Source organism: Gemella haemolysans (genome assembly GCF_901873445.1).
In the GTDB taxonomy this organism is placed as follows: domain Bacteria; phylum Bacillota; class Bacilli; order Staphylococcales; family Gemellaceae; genus Gemella; species Gemella haemolysans_C.
Window position 1 is genome coordinate 14,314 of the sequence record NZ_CABFLN010000016.1, and the last position, 21,927, is coordinate 36,240.

Annotated in this window: 21 protein-coding genes and 1 riboswitch; of the genes, 8 read left to right on the forward strand and 13 right to left on the reverse strand. The window is 30.8% G+C overall.

Annotated elements, in window-relative coordinates:
- Positions 1–122 precede the first annotated feature (122 nt).
- On the reverse strand, positions 123–1,514 hold the full coding sequence (zwf, locus tag JX287_RS02190) for a glucose-6-phosphate dehydrogenase (protein ID WP_204641582.1): 1,392 nt from the start codon (positions 1,512–1,514) through the stop codon (positions 123–125).
- Positions 1,486–2,898: a decarboxylating NADP(+)-dependent phosphogluconate dehydrogenase gene (gnd, locus tag JX287_RS02195; RefSeq protein ID WP_204641583.1), complete on the reverse strand. Its 1,413-nt coding sequence runs from the start codon at positions 2,896–2,898 to the stop codon at positions 1,486–1,488. The genes zwf and gnd overlap by 29 nt, the downstream gene beginning before the upstream one ends.
- A 447-nt stretch (positions 2,899–3,345) precedes the next feature.
- Here gnd and aldA point away from each other — a divergent pair, with 447 nt between their 5' ends.
- The 6 genes from aldA (at position 3,346) to ribH (ending at position 10,363) form a co-directional block, all read left to right on the forward strand.
- Positions 3,346–4,797 (forward strand): aldehyde dehydrogenase, encoded by a 1,452-nt coding sequence (gene aldA, locus JX287_RS02200; protein ID WP_204641584.1) that lies wholly within the window; start codon positions 3,346–3,348, stop codon positions 4,795–4,797.
- A gap of 460 nt (positions 4,798–5,257) precedes the next feature.
- Complete coding sequence (locus JX287_RS02205) at positions 5,258–6,601, forward strand: sodium-dependent transporter (protein WP_204641585.1); 1,344 nt, start codon at positions 5,258–5,260, stop codon at positions 6,599–6,601.
- 162 nt (positions 6,602–6,763) lie between these two features.
- A riboswitch (FMN riboswitch) is annotated at positions 6,764–6,888 on the forward strand.
- Between the two features lie 165 nt (positions 6,889–7,053).
- Entirely contained in the window at positions 7,054–8,124 is a 1,071-nt protein-coding gene (gene ribD, locus JX287_RS02210) for a bifunctional diaminohydroxyphosphoribosylaminopyrimidine deaminase/5-amino-6-(5-phosphoribosylamino)uracil reductase RibD (RefSeq protein ID WP_204641586.1), read from the forward strand.
- Positions 8,109–8,720 carry a riboflavin synthase gene (locus JX287_RS02215; RefSeq protein ID WP_204641587.1) on the forward strand — a complete coding sequence of 204 codons (612 nt, stop codon included), beginning with the start codon at positions 8,109–8,111 and terminating at the stop codon, positions 8,718–8,720. Before ribD ends, JX287_RS02215 begins: the two co-directional genes overlap by 16 nt.
- The gene (ribA, locus tag JX287_RS02220) at positions 8,713–9,888 is read left to right on the forward strand and encodes a GTP cyclohydrolase II (protein ID WP_204641588.1); all 1,176 of its coding nucleotides are present in this window, start codon (positions 8,713–8,715) and stop codon (positions 9,886–9,888) included. Before JX287_RS02215 ends, ribA begins: the two co-directional genes overlap by 8 nt.
- Before the next feature lie 13 nt (positions 9,889–9,901).
- Complete coding sequence (ribH, locus tag JX287_RS02225) at positions 9,902–10,363, forward strand: 6,7-dimethyl-8-ribityllumazine synthase (RefSeq protein ID WP_204641589.1); 462 nt, start codon at positions 9,902–9,904, stop codon at positions 10,361–10,363.
- 122 nt (positions 10,364–10,485) lie between these two features.
- Here the strand turns inward: ribH and guaB are convergent, their stop codons facing one another.
- The 8 genes from guaB to JX287_RS02265 all read right to left on the reverse strand — a co-directional run bounded on the left by guaB (position 10,486) and on the right by JX287_RS02265 (position 18,387).
- Positions 10,486–11,949 (reverse strand): IMP dehydrogenase, encoded by a 1,464-nt coding sequence (guaB, locus tag JX287_RS02230; RefSeq protein WP_204641590.1) that lies wholly within the window; start codon positions 11,947–11,949, stop codon positions 10,486–10,488.
- 17 nt (positions 11,950–11,966) lie between these two features.
- Complete coding sequence (locus JX287_RS02235) at positions 11,967–12,557, reverse strand: xanthine phosphoribosyltransferase (RefSeq protein ID WP_048803370.1); 591 nt, start codon at positions 12,555–12,557, stop codon at positions 11,967–11,969.
- Positions 12,558–12,665: 108 nt separating this feature from the next.
- Positions 12,666–13,541, reverse strand: a complete 876-nt coding sequence (gene hslO / locus JX287_RS02240; RefSeq protein WP_204641591.1) for an Hsp33 family molecular chaperone HslO — start codon at positions 13,539–13,541, stop codon at positions 12,666–12,668.
- Between the two features lie 86 nt (positions 13,542–13,627).
- The gene (locus JX287_RS02245) at positions 13,628–14,173 is read right to left on the reverse strand and encodes a TIGR00730 family Rossman fold protein (RefSeq protein ID WP_204641592.1); all 546 of its coding nucleotides are present in this window, start codon (positions 14,171–14,173) and stop codon (positions 13,628–13,630) included.
- Positions 14,174–14,206: 33 nt separating this feature from the next.
- Entirely contained in the window at positions 14,207–14,980 is a 774-nt protein-coding gene (locus JX287_RS02250) for a type III pantothenate kinase (RefSeq protein WP_204641593.1), read from the reverse strand.
- Between the two features lie 155 nt (positions 14,981–15,135).
- On the reverse strand, positions 15,136–16,314 hold the full coding sequence (locus JX287_RS02255; protein ID WP_204641594.1) for a helix-turn-helix transcriptional regulator: 1,179 nt from the start codon (positions 16,312–16,314) through the stop codon (positions 15,136–15,138).
- A gap of 28 nt (positions 16,315–16,342) precedes the next feature.
- Positions 16,343–17,164, reverse strand: coding sequence for an ABC transporter permease (locus JX287_RS02260; RefSeq protein ID WP_204641595.1), 822 nt, complete (start codon positions 17,162–17,164; stop codon positions 16,343–16,345).
- Positions 17,164–18,387, reverse strand: a complete 1,224-nt coding sequence (locus tag JX287_RS02265) for an ABC transporter ATP-binding protein (RefSeq protein WP_204641596.1) — start codon at positions 18,385–18,387, stop codon at positions 17,164–17,166. Before JX287_RS02265 ends, JX287_RS02260 begins: the two co-directional genes overlap by 1 nt.
- A gap of 504 nt (positions 18,388–18,891) precedes the next feature.
- Between JX287_RS02265 and JX287_RS02270 the strand changes: the two genes are divergently transcribed.
- Entirely contained in the window at positions 18,892–19,458 is a 567-nt protein-coding gene (locus JX287_RS02270) for a 5-formyltetrahydrofolate cyclo-ligase (protein WP_204641597.1), read from the forward strand.
- Positions 19,433–20,188 (forward strand): class I SAM-dependent methyltransferase, encoded by a 756-nt coding sequence (locus tag JX287_RS02275; RefSeq protein WP_204641598.1) that lies wholly within the window; start codon positions 19,433–19,435, stop codon positions 20,186–20,188. The genes JX287_RS02270 and JX287_RS02275 overlap by 26 nt, the downstream gene beginning before the upstream one ends.
- A gap of 17 nt (positions 20,189–20,205) precedes the next feature.
- Here the strand turns inward: JX287_RS02275 and JX287_RS02280 are convergent, their stop codons facing one another.
- From JX287_RS02280 to JX287_RS02290, 3 genes are all read right to left on the reverse strand, one after another.
- Positions 20,206–20,472, reverse strand: a complete 267-nt coding sequence (locus JX287_RS02280; RefSeq protein ID WP_204641599.1) for a UPF0223 family protein — start codon at positions 20,470–20,472, stop codon at positions 20,206–20,208.
- Between the two features lie 8 nt (positions 20,473–20,480).
- On the reverse strand, positions 20,481–21,155 hold the full coding sequence (locus JX287_RS02285) for a response regulator transcription factor (protein ID WP_204641600.1): 675 nt from the start codon (positions 21,153–21,155) through the stop codon (positions 20,481–20,483).
- A 98-nt stretch (positions 21,156–21,253) separates the two neighbouring features.
- Positions 21,254–21,616 (reverse strand): VanZ family protein, encoded by a 363-nt coding sequence (locus tag JX287_RS02290; protein WP_239650312.1) that lies wholly within the window; start codon positions 21,614–21,616, stop codon positions 21,254–21,256.
- Positions 21,617–21,927 lie beyond the last annotated feature (311 nt).

Consider the following 21,927-nt stretch of genomic DNA (forward strand, 5'->3'; position numbering starts at 1 on the left):
ATTTTCATTATACTATACTTCATGCTTAACGTAAACTTTCCTAACTAGCAACCCTTTAAAGTGCACCTACACTGCAAAAAAATGTATTGTATGACATAAAGTCTTACAATACATCTTAATAATTATTTAACCCAATCTACTAGATTATCAGCTTCTTTTGGACCTTTTGAACCTTGTTTATATGTATATAATGGAGAACCTTGTTCTTCGTACTTAGCTATAAGTTTATTAACAAATGTCCAAGACTCAACTATTTGATTCCATTGAGAGAATAATGCTCTATCTTCTCTAAAACAAGCTTCTAGTAATCTCTCGTAAGCTTCAGGTGTATTTATTATGTTTTCTAGTATACAACTTTGACAGAAGTCTAACGAGATTGGCTGTAATTCTTGTTCTGTACCTGGTTTTTTAGCATTAAATTGGAAATACACACCTTCTTCAGGTTGAATTTTTATTATTAATACATTTCCTGGAGAAGTTCCTACAGATTTAAATTGAACAACTACTTGAGTTTCTCGTTTTTCTAGTTTCTTACCAGTTCTTATAAAGAATGGTACACCTTCCCAACGTTCATTATCTACAAATAATTTAAGTGCTGCATAAGTTTCTGTTTTAGAATCAGCAGGAATATTTTGTTCTTGTAGATATCCTTCATATTGCCCCATTACTAAACTTCCATGAACATCTTCAATCGGTTTAAGCGCAGAAAGAAGATTGTATTGACTCTCGTGAATACCACGACTTCCCTCTTCTTTTGGTTCTTCCATAGCTACTAATGACATAACTTGAAGTAAGTGATTTTGAATCATATCTTTTAAAGCTCCACTCTTATCATAGTAACTTGCTCTTGTTTCAACTCCAACTGTTTCATCAGCAATAATTTGAACATTCTCTATAAAATCTTTATTCCAAATACCTTTAAAAATAATATTTTCAAAACGTAAAGATAAAATATTTTGAATCATCTCTTTGCCTAGATAATGGTCAATATGATAAATTTCATCTTGATTAAAGAATTTAGCAAGCTCATCATTTAGTATCCCGGCTTTTTCTAAATCCTCTCCAAATGGTTTTTCAATAATAACTTTCGCATTATTTTCTGAGCAATATTTTTTTAGACCATTTGTAATAGTTATGAAGAATGATGGAGCCACCGCGAAGTAGTATACATGATTTTGTATATCTTGTTCAGCATAAAATGCTTGTAACATCTCATAGTCATCTTCATTTGTCATATCCATTTTAAAATAGATAATTCTTTCAGCATAAGCGTCGAATTGTTCATCGTCGAATTTAGTACGCGCATACTCTTTTACCCACGTACGAGCAATATCTATATATTCTGACTGTGTATAAGCTCTACGACCAATCACAACTATCTTAAAATCATCAGCTAATTTCCCTAATACATTTAAATTATATAATGCAGGTAACAGTTTTCTATATGTAAGATCTCCTGTTCCTCCAAAAAGTGTTATTGCTGTTTTATTTTCCATTGTTTCCAACCCAGTCATAGTGATAACTTCCCTCTTTATCAGTTCTTTCAAAAGTGTGTGCTCCAAAATAGTCACGTTGTGCTTGAATTAGGTTAGCACCACTATCTGCTGTAGTGTAGATATCTAAGTAAGAAATTGCTGAAGTCATAGCACTTAGTGGTAATCTATTAGAAATCGCTAATGCTGCGACTTCACGTAAACTATCTTGTCTTGTTTCAATCACTTCTTTAAAGAATGGATCAAAGATTAAGTTTTCTAATTTTGGATTATTTTGGTATGCTTCGATAATATTTTGTAAAATTTTCGCTTGAATAATACATCCACCACGGAAAATTTTAGCAATTTGTGAATAATCAAATGTCCAGTTATATTCTTTTTCAGCAGCTTGTAATAATTTAAATCCTTGTGCATAAGATACAATTTTAGAAATAAATAACGCATCTTTTACAATATTTTTTAATCTCTCTTTATCTTCTACAACTGCATAAGGTTTACGAGCAAATTCTTTTTCAGCACGAACACGTTCTTCTTTAAGATTTGACATATATCTTCCATTTAACGCAGCTGTAATAACTGATACATCAATTCCTAAATCAATAGCTTGTTCGTTAGTCCATTTCCCAGTACCTTTTTGTTGAGATTTATCTAAGATTTTATCTACTAAGTAGCTTCCATCTTCTTCTTTTACTTTGAAGATATTAGCTGTAATTTCAATTAGATAAGATTCTAATTCACCTTTATTCCACTCTTCAAATGTTTCTTGTAATTCTTCATTAGTGAAACCACCTAGGTGTTTAAGCACTTTGTATGCTTCAGAAATTAATTGCATATCTCCATACTCGATACCATTGTGAACCATTTTCACATAGTGACCTGCTCCACCTGTTGAAGTATAACTACAACATGGAACACCATTAACTTTAGCCGCAATAGCTTCTAAAATAGGACGAATTTCTTCGTAAGCTTTTTCATCACCACCAGGCATTAAAGCAGGACCAAATCTAGCACCTTCTTCTCCTCCAGATACACCTACACCAAAGTAGTTAATTCCTTTTTCTAATAATAGATCATATCTTCTTTGTGTATCTTTAAAGAATGAGTTCCCTCCATCAATAATGATATCTTCTTTATCAAGAAGCGGTGTTAATTGTTCAATTAGGCTATCAACAGCAAATCCTGCTTTAACCATTAAAACAATTTTTCTAGGTTTTTCTAATCCATCGATTAATTCTTGTAGTGAATATCTACCTACTACATTTTCATGTGGGTGCTCTGCTAACATTTTATCAACAACAGATGTTGTTCTATTGAATACTGCAACTTTAAATCCACTGTCTGCAATATTTAATGCTAGGTTACTTCCCATTACTGATAAACCGATAACTCCAATATTTTGTTTCATTAATGAACCTCCTAATGTTTCTTACCTAAGATTATACCACCAAATATGCTGATAATGGAAATATTTTTGCTCGAAAAAATTTTTTACTATTATTTATATTACTTACTTAATACATTAAAAATAAAATTTAATATTAATCTGTAATAATTATAATTTTTTCATATATAATACTTATGAAAGAATTATCAATTATGTATACGTTTTAATTGCTATATTACAGAACTTTTATTTTATTCTAATTTCTATAACTTCAATCAACTTTCACTTACTTTTAAAAATAAATATACATTATTTTTTTAATAAATTCATATTTACCTATGTTTAAATATATAAATATACATCAAAAATATAAACAAAGTACTTGATTTTAATTTTTTCATAATATATAATGTTAGCAAAGAAATGGTAACGTTTACTTATCAAAAAAGTATAAAGGAGAATTAAACTATGAGTGAAGTTAAAGTTTTGAAAAATTTTATTAACGGGGAATTTGAAGATAATTCAAATTACGACTATATTAACGTATTAAACCCTTCTACTGAAGAAGTTATTGCAAAAATTCCTTCTTCTTCAGAAGCAGATGTAGACCGTGCAATCGATGTTGCTGAAGTTGCACAACGTGATTGGGAAAAATTACCTGCAGTTCAAAGAGGTGCTTACCTTAGAAAACTTGCTGAACGTATTCGTGAACGCGAACCTGAAATTACACAAACTATTGTTAACGAAGGTGGTAAAACTTTCGATTTAGCTAAGGTTGAAGTATTATTTACAGCTGATTACTTAGATTATATGGCTGAATGGGCTAGAAGATATGAAGGAGAAATTATTCAAAGTGATAGACAAGACGAGCACATCTTCTTATTCAAACGTCCTCACGGAGTAACAACTGGTATCTTACCTTGGAACTTCCCATTCTTCTTAATTGCAAGAAAAGCTGCACCTGCACTACTTACTGGTAATACAATTGTATTAAAACCAAGTCAATTAACACCAATAAACGCTGATATCTTTGCTGAAATCTGCGTAGAAGTAGGTCTTCCAAAAGGTATTCTTAACGTTATTCACGGACGTGGTTCTGTGGTAGGAAATAGATTAGCTTCTAACCCTAAAGTGGGCTTAGTAAGTTTAACAGGTAGCTTAACAGCTGGACAAGAAGTTATGAGAGCTGCTGCTGAAAACATCACAAATGTTTCTCTAGAACTTGGAGGAAAAGCCCCAGCTATCGTATTTAAAGATGCAGACCTTTCTCTTGCTGCTAAAGCTATCGTTGCATCTCGTGTAATCAACTCTGGACAAGTATGTAACTGTGCTGAAAGAGTGTATGTTCACGAGGATGTTAAAGATGAATTCGAAAAATTATTATTCGCTGAACTTGATAAAGTTAAATTCGGTGACCCTAACAAAGAAGGTGGTTTAGATTACGGTCCACTTATCGAAAAACGTGCTGTAGACGCTGTTGCAGAAAAAGTTGCTTATGCAGTAAAACAAGGGGCTACTCTATCATACGGTGGAACTCGCGATGAAAATCAAGTAGGTTACTTCTTTGGACCAACTGTTTTAACAAATGTAACTAACGAAATGAAAATTATGAAGGAAGAAACATTCGGACCTGTAATCCCAGTAGCAACATTCAAAACATTAGAAGAAGTATTAGAATATGCAAATGATTCAGAATATGGATTAACTTCATCAGTTTACACTACTAACCTAAATACTGCATTCAAAGCTGTAGATGGGCTAAAATTCGGTGAAACATACATCAATCGCGAAAACTTCGAAGCTATGCAAGGATTCCACGCTGGACGTCGTAAATCTGGTATCGGTGGAGCTGACGGTAAACATGGTTTAGAAGAATACCTAACTACTCAAGTCGTTTACATGCAATTAGACAACGAATAATCTATAAAAATACTAATCAACAATCTAATAAATCATCATACTCAAGTATATATTTGAATATGATGATTTATTTTATTATACGATTATTCTTTGCTCCTTACCTCCTTATTTCCCATACAAGAGAAACAAACTAAAAGTTTTCAAAAAATTATTGACAAATTTTCAGATAAATGTTAAGATTTTAATTACAATTAATAAAGGAGCTACTCAATAATGAAAACTAATATTTTAACTAGTAAAAGAGAATACTTTTTCGTGCCATTTTAGCAGCACTTATATCTCATAGCATTGTAGATATAAGTGCAACGATGTCTACAATGGCTAGTTAAATGTATTTTCAAGCCATTGGTAAAAATACTAAATGGCCTTGAGTATAGTATTATATATATTTTTTAAAAGCTATTTAGTATTTTCTAGATAGCTTTTATTTTTTTAAACAATTAACAGGAGGAAAAATTTTATGTCAGAAAATTCAAAATGGAGTTCTAAAATAGGTTTCATACTTGCGTCAGCTGGATCTGCAATAGGTTTAGGTGCAGTGTGGAAGTTCCCATATATGACAGCAGCAAATGGTGGAGGTGGATTCTTACTAGTCTTCCTTATCTTTACACTTTTAATTGGTTTACCACTACTTCTTGCTGAATTCGTACTTGGTCGTGGTGCTGGAGTATCAGCGATTAAAACTTTTGGCAAACTAGGAAAAAACAAAAATTATAACATTATTGGTTATATTGGCGGATTCGCCCTATTCATCTTACTTTCTTTCTATAGTGTTATCGGTGGATGGATTTTAGTATACTTAGGAATTTCAATTGCTGATGCCTTAGGAATTCATGCTACTGGCGATCACGCAGCACTATTCGTAAGTATTATTTCTAATTCTTGGATTGCATTAGGCGCACAAGCTTTATTCATTTTATTGAATATTCTTATAGTATCACGTGGTGTGCAAAAAGGTATTGAAAAAGCATCAAAAATCATGATGCCATTGTTATTCATCATATTCCTAATAATAATCGCTAGATCATTAACATTACCAAATGCAATGGCTGGAGTTACTTACTTCCTAAAACCTGATTTTTCTAAAATCACAAGCTCTGGTATTTTATTTGCACTTGGTCAATCATTCTTCGCTCTTTCTATCGGGGTTACAGCTATGTTAACTTATGCATCATACCTTGATAGAAGAACTAACCTGGTTCAATCAGGTATTTCTGTTGTTTTAATGAACATTGCCGTTTCTATAATGGCTGGATTAGCAATCTTCCCAGCTATGAGTTCATTCGGAATGGAATCTGAAGGTGGGCCGAGTTTATTATTCATCGTATTACCACAATTATTCAACAATATGGCATTTGGTAAAATTTTCTACATTTTATTCTTAATATTATTCTTATTCGCTACTATTACTTCATCAGTAGTTATGTTAGAAATTAATGTAGGAAATATTACTAACCAAAAAAACACTAACCGTACTAAATTCAGTGTAATCATCGGAATCTTAACTTTCATCGTTGGAATTCCTTCTGCTCTATCTTACGGTTCATTATCTGATACATTAATATTCGGAAAAACAGTTTTCGATTTAATGGACTTCTTAGTATCTAATATACTTATGCCACTTGGTTGTCTTGCACTATCAATATTCACTGGATATGTACTAGACAAAAAAGTTGCTAAAGAACAATTACACATTAACGAGAATAACAAAACAAGCCTAGTATTATTCAGAACATGGTTATTCCTATTAAGATATATACTACCAGTTATTATTCTTATCGTTTGCTTAGCACAATTTTTATAATCTAATTTAAAACTATTAGGAGTGATTCAAATAACGATTTCGTAGAAGTCCCATCTGTTGAATCACTCTTATTTTTTTATAGCGTTTTAAATATTTTTTTATAAATAAACTATAATTATTGACATGCGTTTTCAATAGTGCTATTATTAAGTCATGAATTAAATATTTCTTCGGGGTCGGGTGTAATTCCCAACCGGCGGTGACTAGTTTCCTAGAAGTCCGTGAGCGCAAGCTGATCTGGTGAGATTCCAGAACCGACAGTATAGTCTGGATGGGAGAAGAAATTATAGCATTAAGATAAATATATCTAATACTACTGATAATATACAACCTAGAATGTATTATAATTATACATTCAGGACTTTTTATCGAATAAAAAACAAACCATCAATCCCGATTATTTGAATCATCAAATATTATCGGGTTTTTATTTTTATAAAGGAGTTGATACTATGCATGAATATTTTATGAATCTTGCTCTACTAGAGGCTAAGCGCGGTGCAAAATATACACATACCAATCCTCTAGTCGGTGCAATTATAGTAAAAGATAATAAAATTGTCGCAAGAGGCGCACACCTTAGATACGGGTGTGAACATGCTGAAAAAAATGCTATTTCTACTTGCAAAACTCCTGAAAAAATATTTAATTCAACTCTATACGTCACATTAGAACCGTGTAACCACAAAGGAAAACAACCCCCTTGTACAGAAGCTATATTGAAAATGGGTATCTCTAAAGTTGTTGTGGCTCAATTAGATCCTAATCCAATAGTTAGCGGTAAAGGAATTAAATTCTTACGTGATAATGGAATTGAAGTAATAACTGGTGTTTTGGAAAAAGAAGCTTATAATCTAAATTACGCTTATAATTTATTCTATACACAAAATAGACCTTATGTAGTCTTAAAACAAGCTACCAGTCTTGATGGAAAATTAGCTTTTACTAATGAAAGAACTCAAATAACAGGAAAAGAAGTTTACGACTTCGTCAGAAAAGAACGAGATAATTATCAAGCTATTCTTGTTGGAGCAAAAACTGTGTTAATAGATAATCCAAAATTAACTGGAGCCAACACTTCGTTATACCCACCAAAAAGAATAATATTAGATAAAGAAGGAACTATTTTTCAACATAAAGAGTTAAATCTCTTTGAAGAAGATTCTTCCGAAGTTATAGTTTTTTCAAAACACAAAAATGAAGACTTACCTTCACATGTAACTATCGTTACACCTAATGAATTTACAATAAAAGAAATTCTTACTGAAATTGCAAAACTTGGTATACAGTCAGTTTACGTAGAAGGTGGCCCTTGTATCCATGACCAATTCCTTGCTAGTGGTTACTGGGATGAAGTAATTTCATATATTTCCCCTACACTCATAGGAGGAAATAATACTTCATCATTTAGTAGTAATAGACCTACAAATGAAAAAATTACTTTACACGATGTTAATATTATAAAACTCGGTGAAGATATACGAATCTCAGGAAGGAAAGAAAGTCAATGTTTACAGGATTAATAAAAGAACAAGGGAAAATAGTAAAAATTATAAAATCAAGTCACAGTATAAAATTAACAATACAAGCAACTAAGAACTTATTGGAAACATATAAAATTGGTGATAGTATGGCAGTAAATGGAGTATGCTTAACATGTGTTCAAAAAAGTTCATCACAATTCACCGTTGATATTATGCCTGAAACTTATAAGAGAACAACATTTAAAGACTTAAAAGTAAATGACTCTGTAAATCTTGAGCCCGCAATGGGACACTCAGATAGATTCGAAGGACATATCGTTTCGGGCCACAGTGATGGCTTAGCACAATTAGCAGCAAGACAAAAAGATGAAAATGCTATTCTTCTAACTTTTGCTTATCCAAGTAAATTCAAAGGAGAAATCATTGATCAAGGCTCAATTACTATAAACGGAATAAGTTTAACAGTAGTAACTTGTGACAATAATAAATTTACCGTTTCGTTAATTCCACATACTACAAAACATACAAATCTAGAAAAACTGAAAATTGGTGACAATGTAAATATTGAGACCGATATTCTAGCAAAATACATAAAAGCTCAATTAAAATTATTTGGAGGAAAGTTAAATGATTAATAATGTAAGACAAGCAATCGAAGACCTAAAAGCTGGAAAATTAATTGTTCTTATAGATGATGACGACAGAGAAGCGGAAGGAGATTTAGTTGGATTAGCTGAACTAGTTACAGGTGAAAATGTAAACTTCATGACAAAACACGCCCGTGGTTTAATTTGTGCACCTGTCTCAACCGAAATAGCTCAACGCTTGAATCTACACTCAATGCTAGATAAAAATACAGATCCTCACGAGACTGCATTTACAGTAAGTGTTGATTATAAAACATCAACAACAGGAATCTCTGCTTTTGAAAGAGCTACAACTATAAAAGAATTAGCAAATCCTAATTCTAGACCTGAAGATTTCAATAGACCTGGACATATGTTCCCCCTTGTAGGGCGTGATGGTGGAATCAAAGTTCGCCGTGGCCACACAGAGGCTAGCCTAGATTTAGCAAGATTAGCTAATAGCACTGAAGCTTCGTACATCTGTGAAATTATGAATGAAGATGGTACTATGGCTAGAAGAGATGACTTGTATGAGTTCGCTAAAAAATGGAATTTAACAGTTGTTGACTTAGATGAACTAACACGTTTTTTGTCATTTGAAGACAGCGTTAAAGTAAAGCTTCCAACAGAATTTGGAGACTTTGATTTACAGCTGTTCGAAGATGAATTTAATAAAGAACATTTAATTATTAGCAAAGGAGATTTAACTTCTGAAGAACCTTTGCTAATACGAGTTCACTCAGAATGCTTAACAGGGGACATATTCGCTTCTCATAGATGTGATTGCGGTGAACAATTACATGCCGCACTTCAAAAAATCTCAGAACTAGGTCGCGGTGCAATTCTCTATTTAAGACAAGAAGGGCGAGGAATCGGACTTAGAAATAAACTTCTTGCTTACCAATTACAAGAACAGGGTGTAGATACTTACGATGCTAATGTGCAATTAGGTTTCGCTCCAGATGAGAGGGACTATAATATTGCAGTAGATATACTAGATTACTTAGGAATAAAATCGGTAAAACTACTCACTAACAATCCTGACAAAGTAGAACAACTAAGCTCTTTAGGAATAAACATAGTTGATCGTGAACCAATTAAGATAAAACCACATAAAGAAAACAAACACTATTTACAAACAAAAAAAATAAAATTTAATCACTTTTTAGATATATAAGGAGAATATTATTATGACAACATTTGAAGGAAAATTTATAGGTAAAGATATTAAAGTAGCAATCGTAGTAGCACGTTTTAACGAGTTCATTACATCTAAATTATTAGGTGGAGCTAAAGATACATTAATTAGAAACGAAGTAAAAGAAGAAAACATCGATGTATACTGGGTTCCAGGAGCATTCGAAATTCCATTTATTACTAAAAAATTAGTAGCTACAAATAAATACGATGGTATCGTTACATTAGGAAGCATTATTCGTGGAAGTACTAGTCACTATGACCTAGTTTGTAACGAGGTAGCAAAAGGTGTAGGACAAATTAACCTTAACAGCGAAATTCCTGTAATGTTCGGTGTTATTACTACTGAAGATATCGATCAAGCTATCGAAAGAGCTGGTTCAAAAGTCGGAAACAAAGGTAGTGAATGTGCTCAAGGTCTTCTTGAAATGATTGACTTAACTAAACAAATTTAAAACTATAGGTTATATAAGAAAGCCGGAGTATAGGTCTAAATCCAACTTCGGCTTTCTTTTTTATTCAAAATAAAGCTAGGAACTTGAACTTCAAGCTCCTAGCTTCTTATTATCTATAATTATTATTTAGAGTAGTTTGGACTCTCTTTTGTAATTTGAACGTCGTGTGGATGAGATTCGATTAATCCAGCACCTGTCATACGAACAAATTGTGAGTTTTCACGAAGCGCACGTAAGTCACATGAACCAGTGTAACCCATACCTGCACGTAATCCACCAATGATTTGGTAAATCGTTTCAGAAACAGCACCTTTATAAGGTGTACGTCCTTCGATTCCTTCTGGAACTAATTTCTTACCATCTTCTTGGAAGTAACGGTCTTTAGATCCTTTTTCCATAGCAGAAATTGATCCCATTCCACGGTATGCTTTAAACGTTCTACCTTGGAAGATTTCTAATTCACCTGGAGATTCCTCACAACCCGCAAGCATAGAACCTAACATTACTGCGTGTCCTCCAGCTGCGATAGCTTTTACTACGTCTCCAGTATATTTAATTCCACCATCAGCGATGATTGTTTTTCCCAATTCACGAGCCACTGTAGCGCAGTCATAGATAGCTGTGATTTGTGGAACTCCTACCCCTGCAACTACACGTGTAGTACAGATTGATCCAGGTCCGATACCAACTTTAACAACATCTGCTCCAGCTTCAAATAAATCACGGGCAGCTTCTCCTGTTGCTACGTTCCCTGCGATAATATCTAAATCAGGATAGTTAGTTCTTAATGTTTTAACTGCATCTAATACCCCTTTAGAGTGTCCGTGAGCAGTATCAACTACGATTGCATCAACTCCAGCTTCTACTAGAGCATCAACACGATCAACTGTGTCGTTAGTAATACCTACAGAAGCGGCTACTAAAAGACGCCCTTTAGCATCTTTTGCTGAGTTAGGATATTTAGCTAGTTTTTCAATATCTTTAATAGTAATTAATCCTGTTAATTTACCAGATTCATCAGTTAAAATTAATTTTTCAATTTTGTGACTACGTAAAATTACACTAGCTTCTTCTAGCGTAGTTTTTTCCGGAGCTGTAATAAGGTGCTCTTTAGTCATTACTTCGCTAATTTTAATATCAAAGTCAGTTAAGAATCTCATATCACGGTTTGTGATGATTCCAACAACTTTCATATCATCTTCATTGTTTACAATTGGTACACCTGAAATTTTGTATTGTTGCATTAAGTTTTCTGCTTCATATACTAGGCTATCTGGCGTAAGGAAGAAAGGATCTGTAATAACTCCACTTTCTGAACGTTTAACTTTTCTTACTTGTTCAGCTTGTTCTTCAATAGTCATGTTTTTGTGGATAACACCGATTCCACCCTCGCGGGCCATTGCTATTGCCATTTTATGTTCTGTTACTGTATCCATCGCAGCAGAAATAATCGGTACTGATAGTTTAATTTTCTCCGTTAAATTAACTTTTAAATCAACTTTTTTAGGTAAAATATCACTTTTAGCTGGTACTAATAGTACATCATCAAATGTTAAACCTTCTTTTTGAAATTTATTTTCCCACATTTTATTTTTATCCTTTCTTATTTCTCATCATCAGCTTTATTAAATTTAACTTCATTATTCTCTAGAGAAGCAATTCTACATAAAGAACAAACATTGACATTTTTTTCATCTAATAGTTTTCTACCATCTTGGAAACTTTTTTCAACAAGGATGCCTACACCTACCGTTTCGGCACCAGCTTTTTCAACTATTTCCATAAGACCTAAAGTAGCTTGACCATTAGCAAGAAAATCGTCAACGATTAGAACTTTATCATCTTTATTAATGAATTTTTCTGAAACTACTATAGTATTAGTTATATTCTTCGTATAGCTATGAACTTCAGCCGTGTATACATCATTGTTTTTTAGTGTCGACGGTTTACTTTTTTTAGCAAAAACCATTGGCACACTAAACAAATTAGCAACCATAATCGCCGGAGCTATCCCACTTGCTTCAATCGTCAAAATCTTTGTTATCTTCTCTTTTTTAAAATACTCATAAAAAGATTCTGCCATTTTCATCATTAAACCAGCATCGATTTGATGGTTTAAAAATGAATCAACTTTTAGGACATTATTATCATAAACTTTACCATCAGTAATAACCATTTCTCTTAGTAATTCCATAACTCCTCCTATATAAACTTTGAGTAATTTTATTAATGATACCAAACTTTTATTAAAAATTCAAGAGCCTAATGAAATGTTAATCATTAAGGCTCTTTATTCATAATATTATTTTAAATTGTCTAATAACTCTGTTATTTCTTTTTGAGAAAAATGATATTTTTCTTTACAGAAAGCACAAACCAACTCTGTAGTCTCCTGTTTAGCAATATCTTCTAATTCTTCTTTTCCTAATGTTACTAGCGCATCAGCATAACGTTCTTTTGAACATGTACATTTAAATACTACATCATTTTTATGTAGGATACGATAATTTTCTTCACCACCGAAGATAATATTTGCAATCTCTTCAGGAGTTTTACCTTCATGAATTAACGTAGAAATTGGTTTAATATTACTAATTGCTTTTTCTATTTTTGTTATTGTCTCATTGGTAGCATTTGGTAAAACTTGTAAAATAAATCCTCCAGCAGCTATTACAGAATTATCAGTTTCTACCAATACCCCTAAAGATACTGCAGAAGGAACTTGCTCACTAGCAGCGAAATAGTAAGTGAAATCTTCTGCGATTTCTCCAGATACTATCGGTGAAGTAGTAGTATACTTTTCATTTAATCCTAAGTCACGTACTACCGTGATATTTCCTCCACCAACTACTCCTCTTACGTCAAGCTTACCTTGAGCATTACTTGGAATATGAACCTGCATATTTTTAGCATATGCTGTAGTTTCCCCTAACTCATTTGATGATGCATAGATTGTTCCTACTGGACCATCTCCACGAACAGCAACGTCAATTCTGTCTCCACTCTTAAGCATAGCACCCATCATTGTAGTAACCGTAGCTGTACGACCTACTGCTGCTATTGCTGTTGGATAAGCATCATGTCTTTGTCTAATTTCTTCTACTAAATCTGTAGTTTTTGTTACAAAAAATCTAATTTCATCGTTAAAGGCTAATCCTCTAATCAAATAATCTTTCATTAAAATAAATTCCTTTCAATTCTAGAACTTCTTATTACGATGTATTATTATACATTTTATTTCCATTATTGTCTATTTATTTACGTTTATAAATTTTTATAATTATCGATGAACTCTTCCATTTCTTTTATACTTACTGTAAATAATGTCCTCTGTCTATCTTCGTTAGTTAAGAAACCTTCCGCTACCATCTTATCAAAATATTGTTCTAAAAAGTCATAATAACCATTGATATTCATTAGAATACAAGGAGCATCTTTTTTACCAACTCTCACCCATGAGATTACCTGTGATATCTCTTCTAGCGTTCCAGGTCCACCTGGTAAAGCAATAAACACATCACCAAAATCTACGAGTCTAGTTTTTCTCACCGACATATCATCAACAACAATCATTTCACTTATATTGTCATGACTAATTTCTCTATCCACTAAAAATTGAGGCATTATTCCAATTACTTCTCCATTATTTTCTAAGACAGTATCAGCAATAATCCCCATCAGACCTACTTTGCCACCACCATATACTAAAGTATGATTATTTCTAGCAATCCATTTACCAAGTTCTATTGCATTCTCTTTATACAATTCACTCTTCCCATTATTTGCTCCACAAAAAACTGTAATTTTCATTGTTATTATATCCTTATTATTGTTTCTTTAATGTTATTTGGTATTATTCATTTTGTACAATTCAATTATACCTTTTAAAGTTAATTCTTCATCAACTATATCCACCACATCACTATACTTTGCGATAAATTTTGATAACCCTCCAGTTAAAACTACCTTATATTCTTTTCCTAAATCTTGTTGTAAATGTTTAATAATATTTTCAAATTGACCTAAGAATCCATAAAATAACCCTGCTTGCATTTGACTAGTAGTATCCATCCCTAAAGATGTACTCACCGCTTCAAATTCCACCCTAGGTAGTTTTGCAGCCCTTGAATATAATGCTTCCGCACTAATATTCATACCTGGACAAATAATACCTCCACGATAGTTCATATCTTCGTCCACACAATCAAATGTTGTAGCTGTTCCAAAATCAACTACTATTGCTGGTAAATATTCACTAACTTTTGCTCCGACAATGTCAACTACTCGATCGGCACCTAATTTACTACTATATGGCTCTGGTACCTTTATACCTGTATTAATATCAGCCGAAACAATAATCGGTTCTTTTTCAAAGTATTTCTTACTTAACAATTCTAGTGCAAACATCATTTTTGGAACAACACTCGATATTACAACTCCATCAAAATCTTCAAACTTAATTCTTTTATCAACGAAGAAATTTCGAATAATAACATATAATTCATCTTCTGTTTTTGTATTATCAGTCGCTATACGCCACGAATGAAGCATTTTATAATCACTTCCAAAAACACCAAGTACTATATTTGTATTTCCTACATCTAATGCAAAAATCATCTTTTATCTCCTATGATTTACTTATTTTAAGAACGATTATATTATACCACAATTACTCTAATGCAAGTAGTAAAATACAAAACATACTATATATAATATTAATACTGCACATAAAAAAAGATTATTGACTAATTTAGCCAACAATCTTTATTATATTATCTTTTAGATAATGACTCTCTATATTTAAGAGGTGTCATTTTCACTAGAGTTTTGAATATTCTAATGAAGTAACTTGTATCGAAGTACCCAATGTAATCCGCTACTTCTGAAATTGAAAAATCAGTATTTGCTAGTAAATAGCATGCATTAGAAATACGTTTATCATGAATGTAATCTACAATACTAATTCCCATATCTTTATTAAAGATAGAAGACAGATAACTCTTATTGACACCTAAGTAATCACTTACGTTATCTAAACTAATTTTTTCTGAGATACGGTCATTGATATAAGCAATACAGTTACGAACTACAGCTTGTTTATCTTTATATTTATTTCTATCGACAAGTAAACAATAACTTCTAATAACATCTTCAGATAAATCATAGTTATCAAGTTTGTTTTTAATTTTAACCCATAGTTCTTCAATTCCTAAGAAATCATCATTGTTTTGTTCTAAAGCGTAACGTAATAAATCATTCATGTTATAAGATTTTCTACGACGTACGTTAATTCCTTGCTCAATATGATTTTCTTCTACACCATGATTTCTACGACGTAAATCGAAAAGCATGTTAACACGAGAAATATTACCTTCAACTACAGCTTGTAAAATTTCATGTTTAAACTTAACTTCACTTTCTAGAATACCATTTAAATAATTATTTTTTCTAGATGATGCTCTTCTTACATTTTTCACACTTGAATCTTCTATTAAGACAATCGCATCTAAGAAATCTACATTTTCATCTTCTACTAATAATTCTATTAAATAGTTGAATTTTTTTCTAGGTGTAATTGGTAATGAAAAATAAACATCACAAATTAATTCACTAATACTAGCCCCATATTTAGTTAATGATTCTTGGAATAATTTAGTTGGAATTAAATACTCTAAGAAAGGCGTAATTAAATAGAAATTATCATCACTATCACTAGGAATAAATAAACATGAAATTCCTAATCCACTTTGACATTTAACAAGCTTTCCATCATGTAACCCTTCTTTAATCTTAGGTAGATTTCTTTTGATAAATCTACTAAAAATACTACTTAGTTGTTCTTCCCCTAAGTTAAGTCGTATTTCTTCATCTGAGTACTTATAAGTTAATACATCTCCATTTAAATCCAAAATATCCTTAATTCGCTCAATCTTTTTTAATGAACTTCTCATTTTTCCTACCTCCTAACAATTTTATACTCTAATCGATTGTAATATCACGTCTTGCATTTACAATATAAGAAATTGTAAAGAATACAAAACTGTATGCTACTAACATAATAATTAATGCATTTGCATTGTCAAACTTAAACAATTCTTTTACAGTGTGACGTCCTGCTTCACTTGCATAATATGAGCTAAATAACGGTACATCAAACATGTGATATTTTGCCCATGAGAATTTTGAAACTGCAAATATTGTTAAAGATTGAATTAATCCAGTTCCTAAAAGTGATAACATAACTAATACCAATGATAGAATTTGTGTTTTAAACACTACACAAACTAATACTACCATCGCTACAAGGAAGATAAATACTGCTAAATCAGCTAAGTTTGTTATAATTATTTGTTTAGCAACTGTTCTCCCAAAGTATCCTTCAGCTATAGTATCATTCAAATGATTTAATCCTACTTTATTTTTAAAGAACACATAATTCTTTGTTACAAAATCAAATACTGTTCCTACTACTAAGAAAATAATATAGTTGATAAATGCTAAAATAATTTTCGCAGTAAGTATCGCAGAACGAGACTTAGGTTTTGTATATAGAAACTTAATCGTTCCTTTTGAGTACTCTTGAGATAAATTGTTTGCTAGCATAATTAGTGAGAATACCGTTGCTGTCCCCACAGCAACCATTGTTATTCCACTTAATATTTTTACCGCATCTACTCCATCTTCAAATTGTCTTTTTGCAAAATAGCTATTTAACAAAATAATTCCAAATGATAGTAAGAAATATAACCATGTAGTTTTCTTTTTATAATCTTTTATAAATTCATTTATTAATAATTTCATTATTTTCTCTCCCCTCCTGTAATTTGTAGGAATCGATCCTCTAATGATGTTGTTAATTCACGAATTGTATCTAATTCAACATTATTAGTTACTAAGTAAGTAATTATACGAGCTTTTTCTTCACGATTTAGATTTTCAAATACAAATCCATCTTTAGTCAGTTCATATCTAACCCCTAGTTCTCTTACTAATAATTCTGTTTTTTCAACATCGTGTGTTGAAATTAATGTTTTAACGACTTCATCTGCTACTAGATTTTCTAATTTATCATCAGCGATAATTTTACCTTTTTCAATTACGATAACTCTATCACAAACTTTTTCAATTTCATCAAGAAGATGTGATGAAATTAAAATTGAAACTCCTGTTGCTGCGATTTCTTTAAGTTTATTACGGAAATCTTGTACTCCTTGAGGGTCTAAGCCATTAACAGGCTCATCAAGAATAAGAATTTTAGGGTCATTTAATAATGCTTGTGCTAATCCAAGACGTTGACGCATACCTAGTGAATAAGTTTTAACTTTTTTTCTAATTACTTTTTTCAGTCCAACAAATTCAACTAGTTCTTTCATACGTGCTCTTGTTACTTTTTTTCCACATACACGTGCAATTTGTTTCAAGTTAGCCCAACCTGACATATAGTTATAAAACTCAGGTGTTTCAATCATAGCTCCAACTTCTTTAAGCATAGAAGTTCTTCCTAATCCAAGAGGTTTTTCGAAACAATAAACATCACCTTTTGTTTTCTTAGTTAATCCTACCATCATTCTCATGATTGTAGTTTTACCACTTCCATTTGGTCCTAATAATCCGATTATCTCACCTTCACGCATATCAAAGGTAATATCTTCAACAATTGTTTTTAAACCTATACGTTTTTTCACCCCTAGCACCTCTAGTACTACAGGTTTTTCCTCAACTTTTTCTACTTTTTTCCCTACTAACGCTTCTTCTTTCTCAATTGCTTGTACTAATTCATTTTTATCTAGTACAACTGTTTCGGCATACTCATCAGTTACTTTTTCTGTAACAGATGGCATAATTACTGTTTCTTCAAGATTCTCTTGTTCATTATGAGTCTTTCTAGTGTAAGTAGACGAATTCTCTATATCAACTTGCTTTCTTATTTTCTCAAGCAGATTTGAATAATCATCTGTTTTTTTACTATTTTTTGCCAATTCATCATTACTTAATATATCTTTATTTTTTTCTGAATTTGTCATTATTTGTAGAAGATTCCTTTCTCATAAATTTTCTTTTATATTATATCATATTTATACTATTATTTCCATTAAATAATGAATAATTATTTTTTATTTTACTACTTTTACCTTGTTAACATTGTAAATCATAATTTAAGATTTTTTTATTTATCAAAATCCCATTATATTATGAAAACCTGAAACCTACACACATCAACATTCATAGAATTTACATCTATTTATATTTTCTTAAAATTTTGATTATACTTGTACATACTTTATTATAAAAATTCTAAAAATTTATAGATAATATTTATCCCTTTACTATAACTTAATCTACTAAGAAAATCTATATTTGTTTTTATAATCGCATTTTATGGAACTTTAGAATAAAATAAAATATTACAGATATAATATACTTTTTCTCATTTACATAATTCTAATTTCATTATTCAAATTCTATACTATATCAAAATTAAAATTGTATTTCAATTTATGCTATAATATAACTTGAGGTGATATACTATGAAAAAAACACTTAGAAAAAAATATATACTTGAAAGAAATAATTTATCTAAAGGCTATAGAGAATCTTCTACTAATTCAATCTTTACAACATTGGAAGAACAAAATTTCTTCGAATCCTCAGAAAAAATATTTATATACGTGGGATTTGGTAGCGAAATCACAACTGAAACTTTTATAAAAAAATGGATAAATAAAAAACAAATCTTTGTTCCAAAAATAGAAAATGGAAAGATGAATTTAATTCACTTAAAATCTTGGGATGAGCTTGCTCCAGGACATTTCGGAGTATTAGAACCAACTTCATCCGACTACTACGAAGGAAAAATAGACTTAGTAATTACTCCTTCTATCGTTTTCGATAACAATGGATATCGACTTGGTTATGGTAAAGGATACTACGATAAATATTTCTCATCAAGAGAATATGATATTAGCGTTGGTTTATCTTACCATAAACTACTACAAGATAATGTTCCTAAAGAAGATCACGATATAAAAGTAGATGTAATCATAACCGAGGAGAAAATTTTTATAATCAATGAAAAATATAATAGTAACAACTAGTGTAAAAACAAATTCAGAACTTAATGAAAAAGCTCAACAACTCGCAGATGATTTAAGATTAAAATATAAAATGAGAAATAAGAAAACAATAAAACAATTATTATCCTCATCAGATGGTGTACTAGTAGTCTATAAGAACAAATTAAGCTACTTCGAAAACGATTCAGAATTTTTCTTTCATTTAGATACAACCGCATTAAAAATAAAAAATTCGGATAACGAACCTTTAGTAGAAATAATTAAAGAAGAAAAACAAAATATTCTTGATTGTACTATGGGATTGGCTGGAGATAGCATTTTATTAAGTTATTACGGGCATAATGTTACATCTCTTGAAAAAAATAATATAGTATATTTAATTACAACTAATGGTCTAGAAAATTATATTTCTTCAAATGAGGCTATAAATAATGCAATGCGTAAAATTAAAACTCATAATATCGATTGTCTAGATTACCTAAAACAATGTCCAAACGATAACTATGACATAATATATTTCGATCCGATGTTTTCTCACAATATTTCAGAATCAAATAATCTGGAAGGAATTCTACCATTAGCTGATTCAACCTTCCCGTACGAAGAATTTATCAAAGAAGCAAAACGTATCGCAAGAAAAAAAATAATAGTGAAAGCCCATTTTAAAGATACTGTTTTTGAAAAATATAATTTCACTAGAATAACAAGAAAAAACACAAAATTTCATTATGGCTATATTAATATAAAATAAAAACCAAAAATCAAGCTTTAAAGCTTAATTTTTGGTTTTTCATTTTTCATTTCTTTTACAGCTAAGTAGCCATCGTAACCTGTAATTTCTTTAAACTCACGATACAGTGAATTCTCTTCAGATTTCGCTCGAACTACGTTTTTAAATTCTTTATACATTGACTTAAACTCTGCAAGTTCCACACCAGTCAAATAACATGCTTCTATTAAATCTAAAAATTTAATGATTACAGTTATTTCTTCTGTATTGTATAAAGTGTAGTCTATAGGATAATTAAATTCCATAATACTACCTACTCAAATGTATATCCAACACCACGAACAGTTCTTAGATTTTTATCATAACCAATTTTTCGTAGTTCTTTTCTTAACCCTGAAATATAAACCTCAATCGCATTAATAGTCGTTTCTGAATCAACACCCCATACACGATCGAAAATTTCTTCTTTCTCTAATACAATATTATTATTTATTACAAAGAATGATAATAATTCAAGATATTTTCCTTTAATAGTATCCAACGTTCCACCATTAGATGATACCAATTCATTTTTAAGATCTAATACTAAATCTTTATATGTAATCTCATTCTCACCTTTCAAGTTACTTTCACGTTGAAGTAAGTTAGACATAGTTGTTAGTAAAAGAGAAGCATCCGCTACACGTGGTAGATATTCTGTAACTCTATGCTTCATAACTCTAGCCTTTTCTTCCGTTGATTCAGCTATAGTTATTACAATTACTGGTATTTTAAGTTCTTTTTCTTCACGAATATAATCTAATAGATCTATTCCACCCATACCGGGCAAGATACTGTCCGCTATGACAAAATCATATACATTTTCATCGACAAATTTTTGTCCATCTAATCCATTATAACAAACATCGGCATCAAATTTCCCTGCGATTGCAGCCTTCAATGATGCAGCTAATAATTTATCATCTTCAACAATAAGTGCTTTAAGCATCAAAAACTCCTCCTTTAATTTTTTAACTTTTATTTCTCTAAGTAAATATTTTATAACTTTTCTAAAAAAAATACAACTAAAAAGTACTATATTTTTTACTATTTTTTCACTATAAGAAAATAGATAATACTAGAAATAATAATTCCAACCAAAGCACCACTACTATCTATTAATACATCAATGACATTACCATCACGACCTACTACAAAAGTCTGGTGAAATTCATCGGTCGAAGCGTATACAACAGAAAATACTTGGCTTAGAATGGCAGTTTTTTTATAATTTCTACGACTATTAACTTTCATAAATATATTTGATAAATAAGAAAATGAAAAAAATCCTAAAATCATGTATTCACTAAAGTGACCCATTTTTCTTACGATTAAATCATTTGATATTTTCGACGATTCCTCTCCAGCTTGATTAGAAAATAAAAATATAACTATACAAACTAAAATCAATATTATTAATGAAAAGTATTTCTTATATAAAACTTTAATAAAAATTTCTCCTTAGTATTTAATTTAATATTTTTTTCCTACTCTATATCATATCACATTCTCTAACTTAATGGTAACATTTGTAAGTAAAATAAGCAAAAAATTACTCTAGATTTTTTTATAATCATCTAAAAAACATAATATTTTCATTAGATTACAGATATAATGAAAGTTATTATTAATTATTATAAAAGAAAATTTAATTTTATAGAATCCTAAAAAACTTCACCCTATATCCTTATTAATTTTTTGTCTATCATGTAAAAATAGAG

Bases quoted from the DNA above. Each gene is read 5' to 3' on its own strand.
- zwf (WP_204641582.1), bottom strand. From the start codon at position 1,514: ATGACTGGGTTGGAAACAATGGAAAATAAAACAGCAATAACACTTTTT.
- gnd (WP_204641583.1), bottom strand. From the start codon at position 2,898: ATGAAACAAAATATTGGAGTTATCGGTTTATCAGTAATGGGAAGTAAC.
- aldA (WP_204641584.1), top strand. From the start codon at position 3,346: ATGAGTGAAGTTAAAGTTTTGAAAAATTTTATTAACGGGGAATTTGAA.
- JX287_RS02205 (WP_204641585.1), top strand. From the start codon at position 5,258: ATGTCAGAAAATTCAAAATGGAGTTCTAAAATAGGTTTCATACTTGCG.
- ribD (WP_204641586.1), top strand. From the start codon at position 7,054: ATGCATGAATATTTTATGAATCTTGCTCTACTAGAGGCTAAGCGCGGT.
- JX287_RS02215 (WP_204641587.1), top strand. From the start codon at position 8,109: ATGTTTACAGGATTAATAAAAGAACAAGGGAAAATAGTAAAAATTATA.
- ribA (WP_204641588.1), top strand. From the start codon at position 8,713: ATGATTAATAATGTAAGACAAGCAATCGAAGACCTAAAAGCTGGAAAA.
- ribH (WP_204641589.1), top strand. From the start codon at position 9,902: ATGACAACATTTGAAGGAAAATTTATAGGTAAAGATATTAAAGTAGCA.
- guaB (WP_204641590.1), bottom strand. From the start codon at position 11,949: ATGTGGGAAAATAAATTTCAAAAAGAAGGTTTAACATTTGATGATGTA.
- JX287_RS02235 (WP_048803370.1), bottom strand. From the start codon at position 12,557: ATGGAATTACTAAGAGAAATGGTTATTACTGATGGTAAAGTTTATGAT.
- hslO (WP_204641591.1), bottom strand. From the start codon at position 13,541: ATGAAAGATTATTTGATTAGAGGATTAGCCTTTAACGATGAAATTAGA.
- JX287_RS02245 (WP_204641592.1), bottom strand. From the start codon at position 14,173: ATGAAAATTACAGTTTTTTGTGGAGCAAATAATGGGAAGAGTGAATTG.
- JX287_RS02250 (WP_204641593.1), bottom strand. From the start codon at position 14,980: ATGATTTTTGCATTAGATGTAGGAAATACAAATATAGTACTTGGTGTT.
- JX287_RS02255 (WP_204641594.1), bottom strand. From the start codon at position 16,314: ATGAGAAGTTCATTAAAAAAGATTGAGCGAATTAAGGATATTTTGGAT.
- JX287_RS02260 (WP_204641595.1), bottom strand. From the start codon at position 17,164: ATGAAATTATTAATAAATGAATTTATAAAAGATTATAAAAAGAAAACT.
- JX287_RS02265 (WP_204641596.1), bottom strand. From the start codon at position 18,387: ATGACAAATTCAGAAAAAAATAAAGATATATTAAGTAATGATGAATTG.
- JX287_RS02270 (WP_204641597.1), top strand. From the start codon at position 18,892: ATGAAAAAAACACTTAGAAAAAAATATATACTTGAAAGAAATAATTTA.
- JX287_RS02275 (WP_204641598.1), top strand. From the start codon at position 19,433: ATGAAAAATATAATAGTAACAACTAGTGTAAAAACAAATTCAGAACTT.
- JX287_RS02280 (WP_204641599.1), bottom strand. From the start codon at position 20,472: ATGGAATTTAATTATCCTATAGACTACACTTTATACAATACAGAAGAA.
- JX287_RS02285 (WP_204641600.1), bottom strand. From the start codon at position 21,155: ATGCTTAAAGCACTTATTGTTGAAGATGATAAATTATTAGCTGCATCA.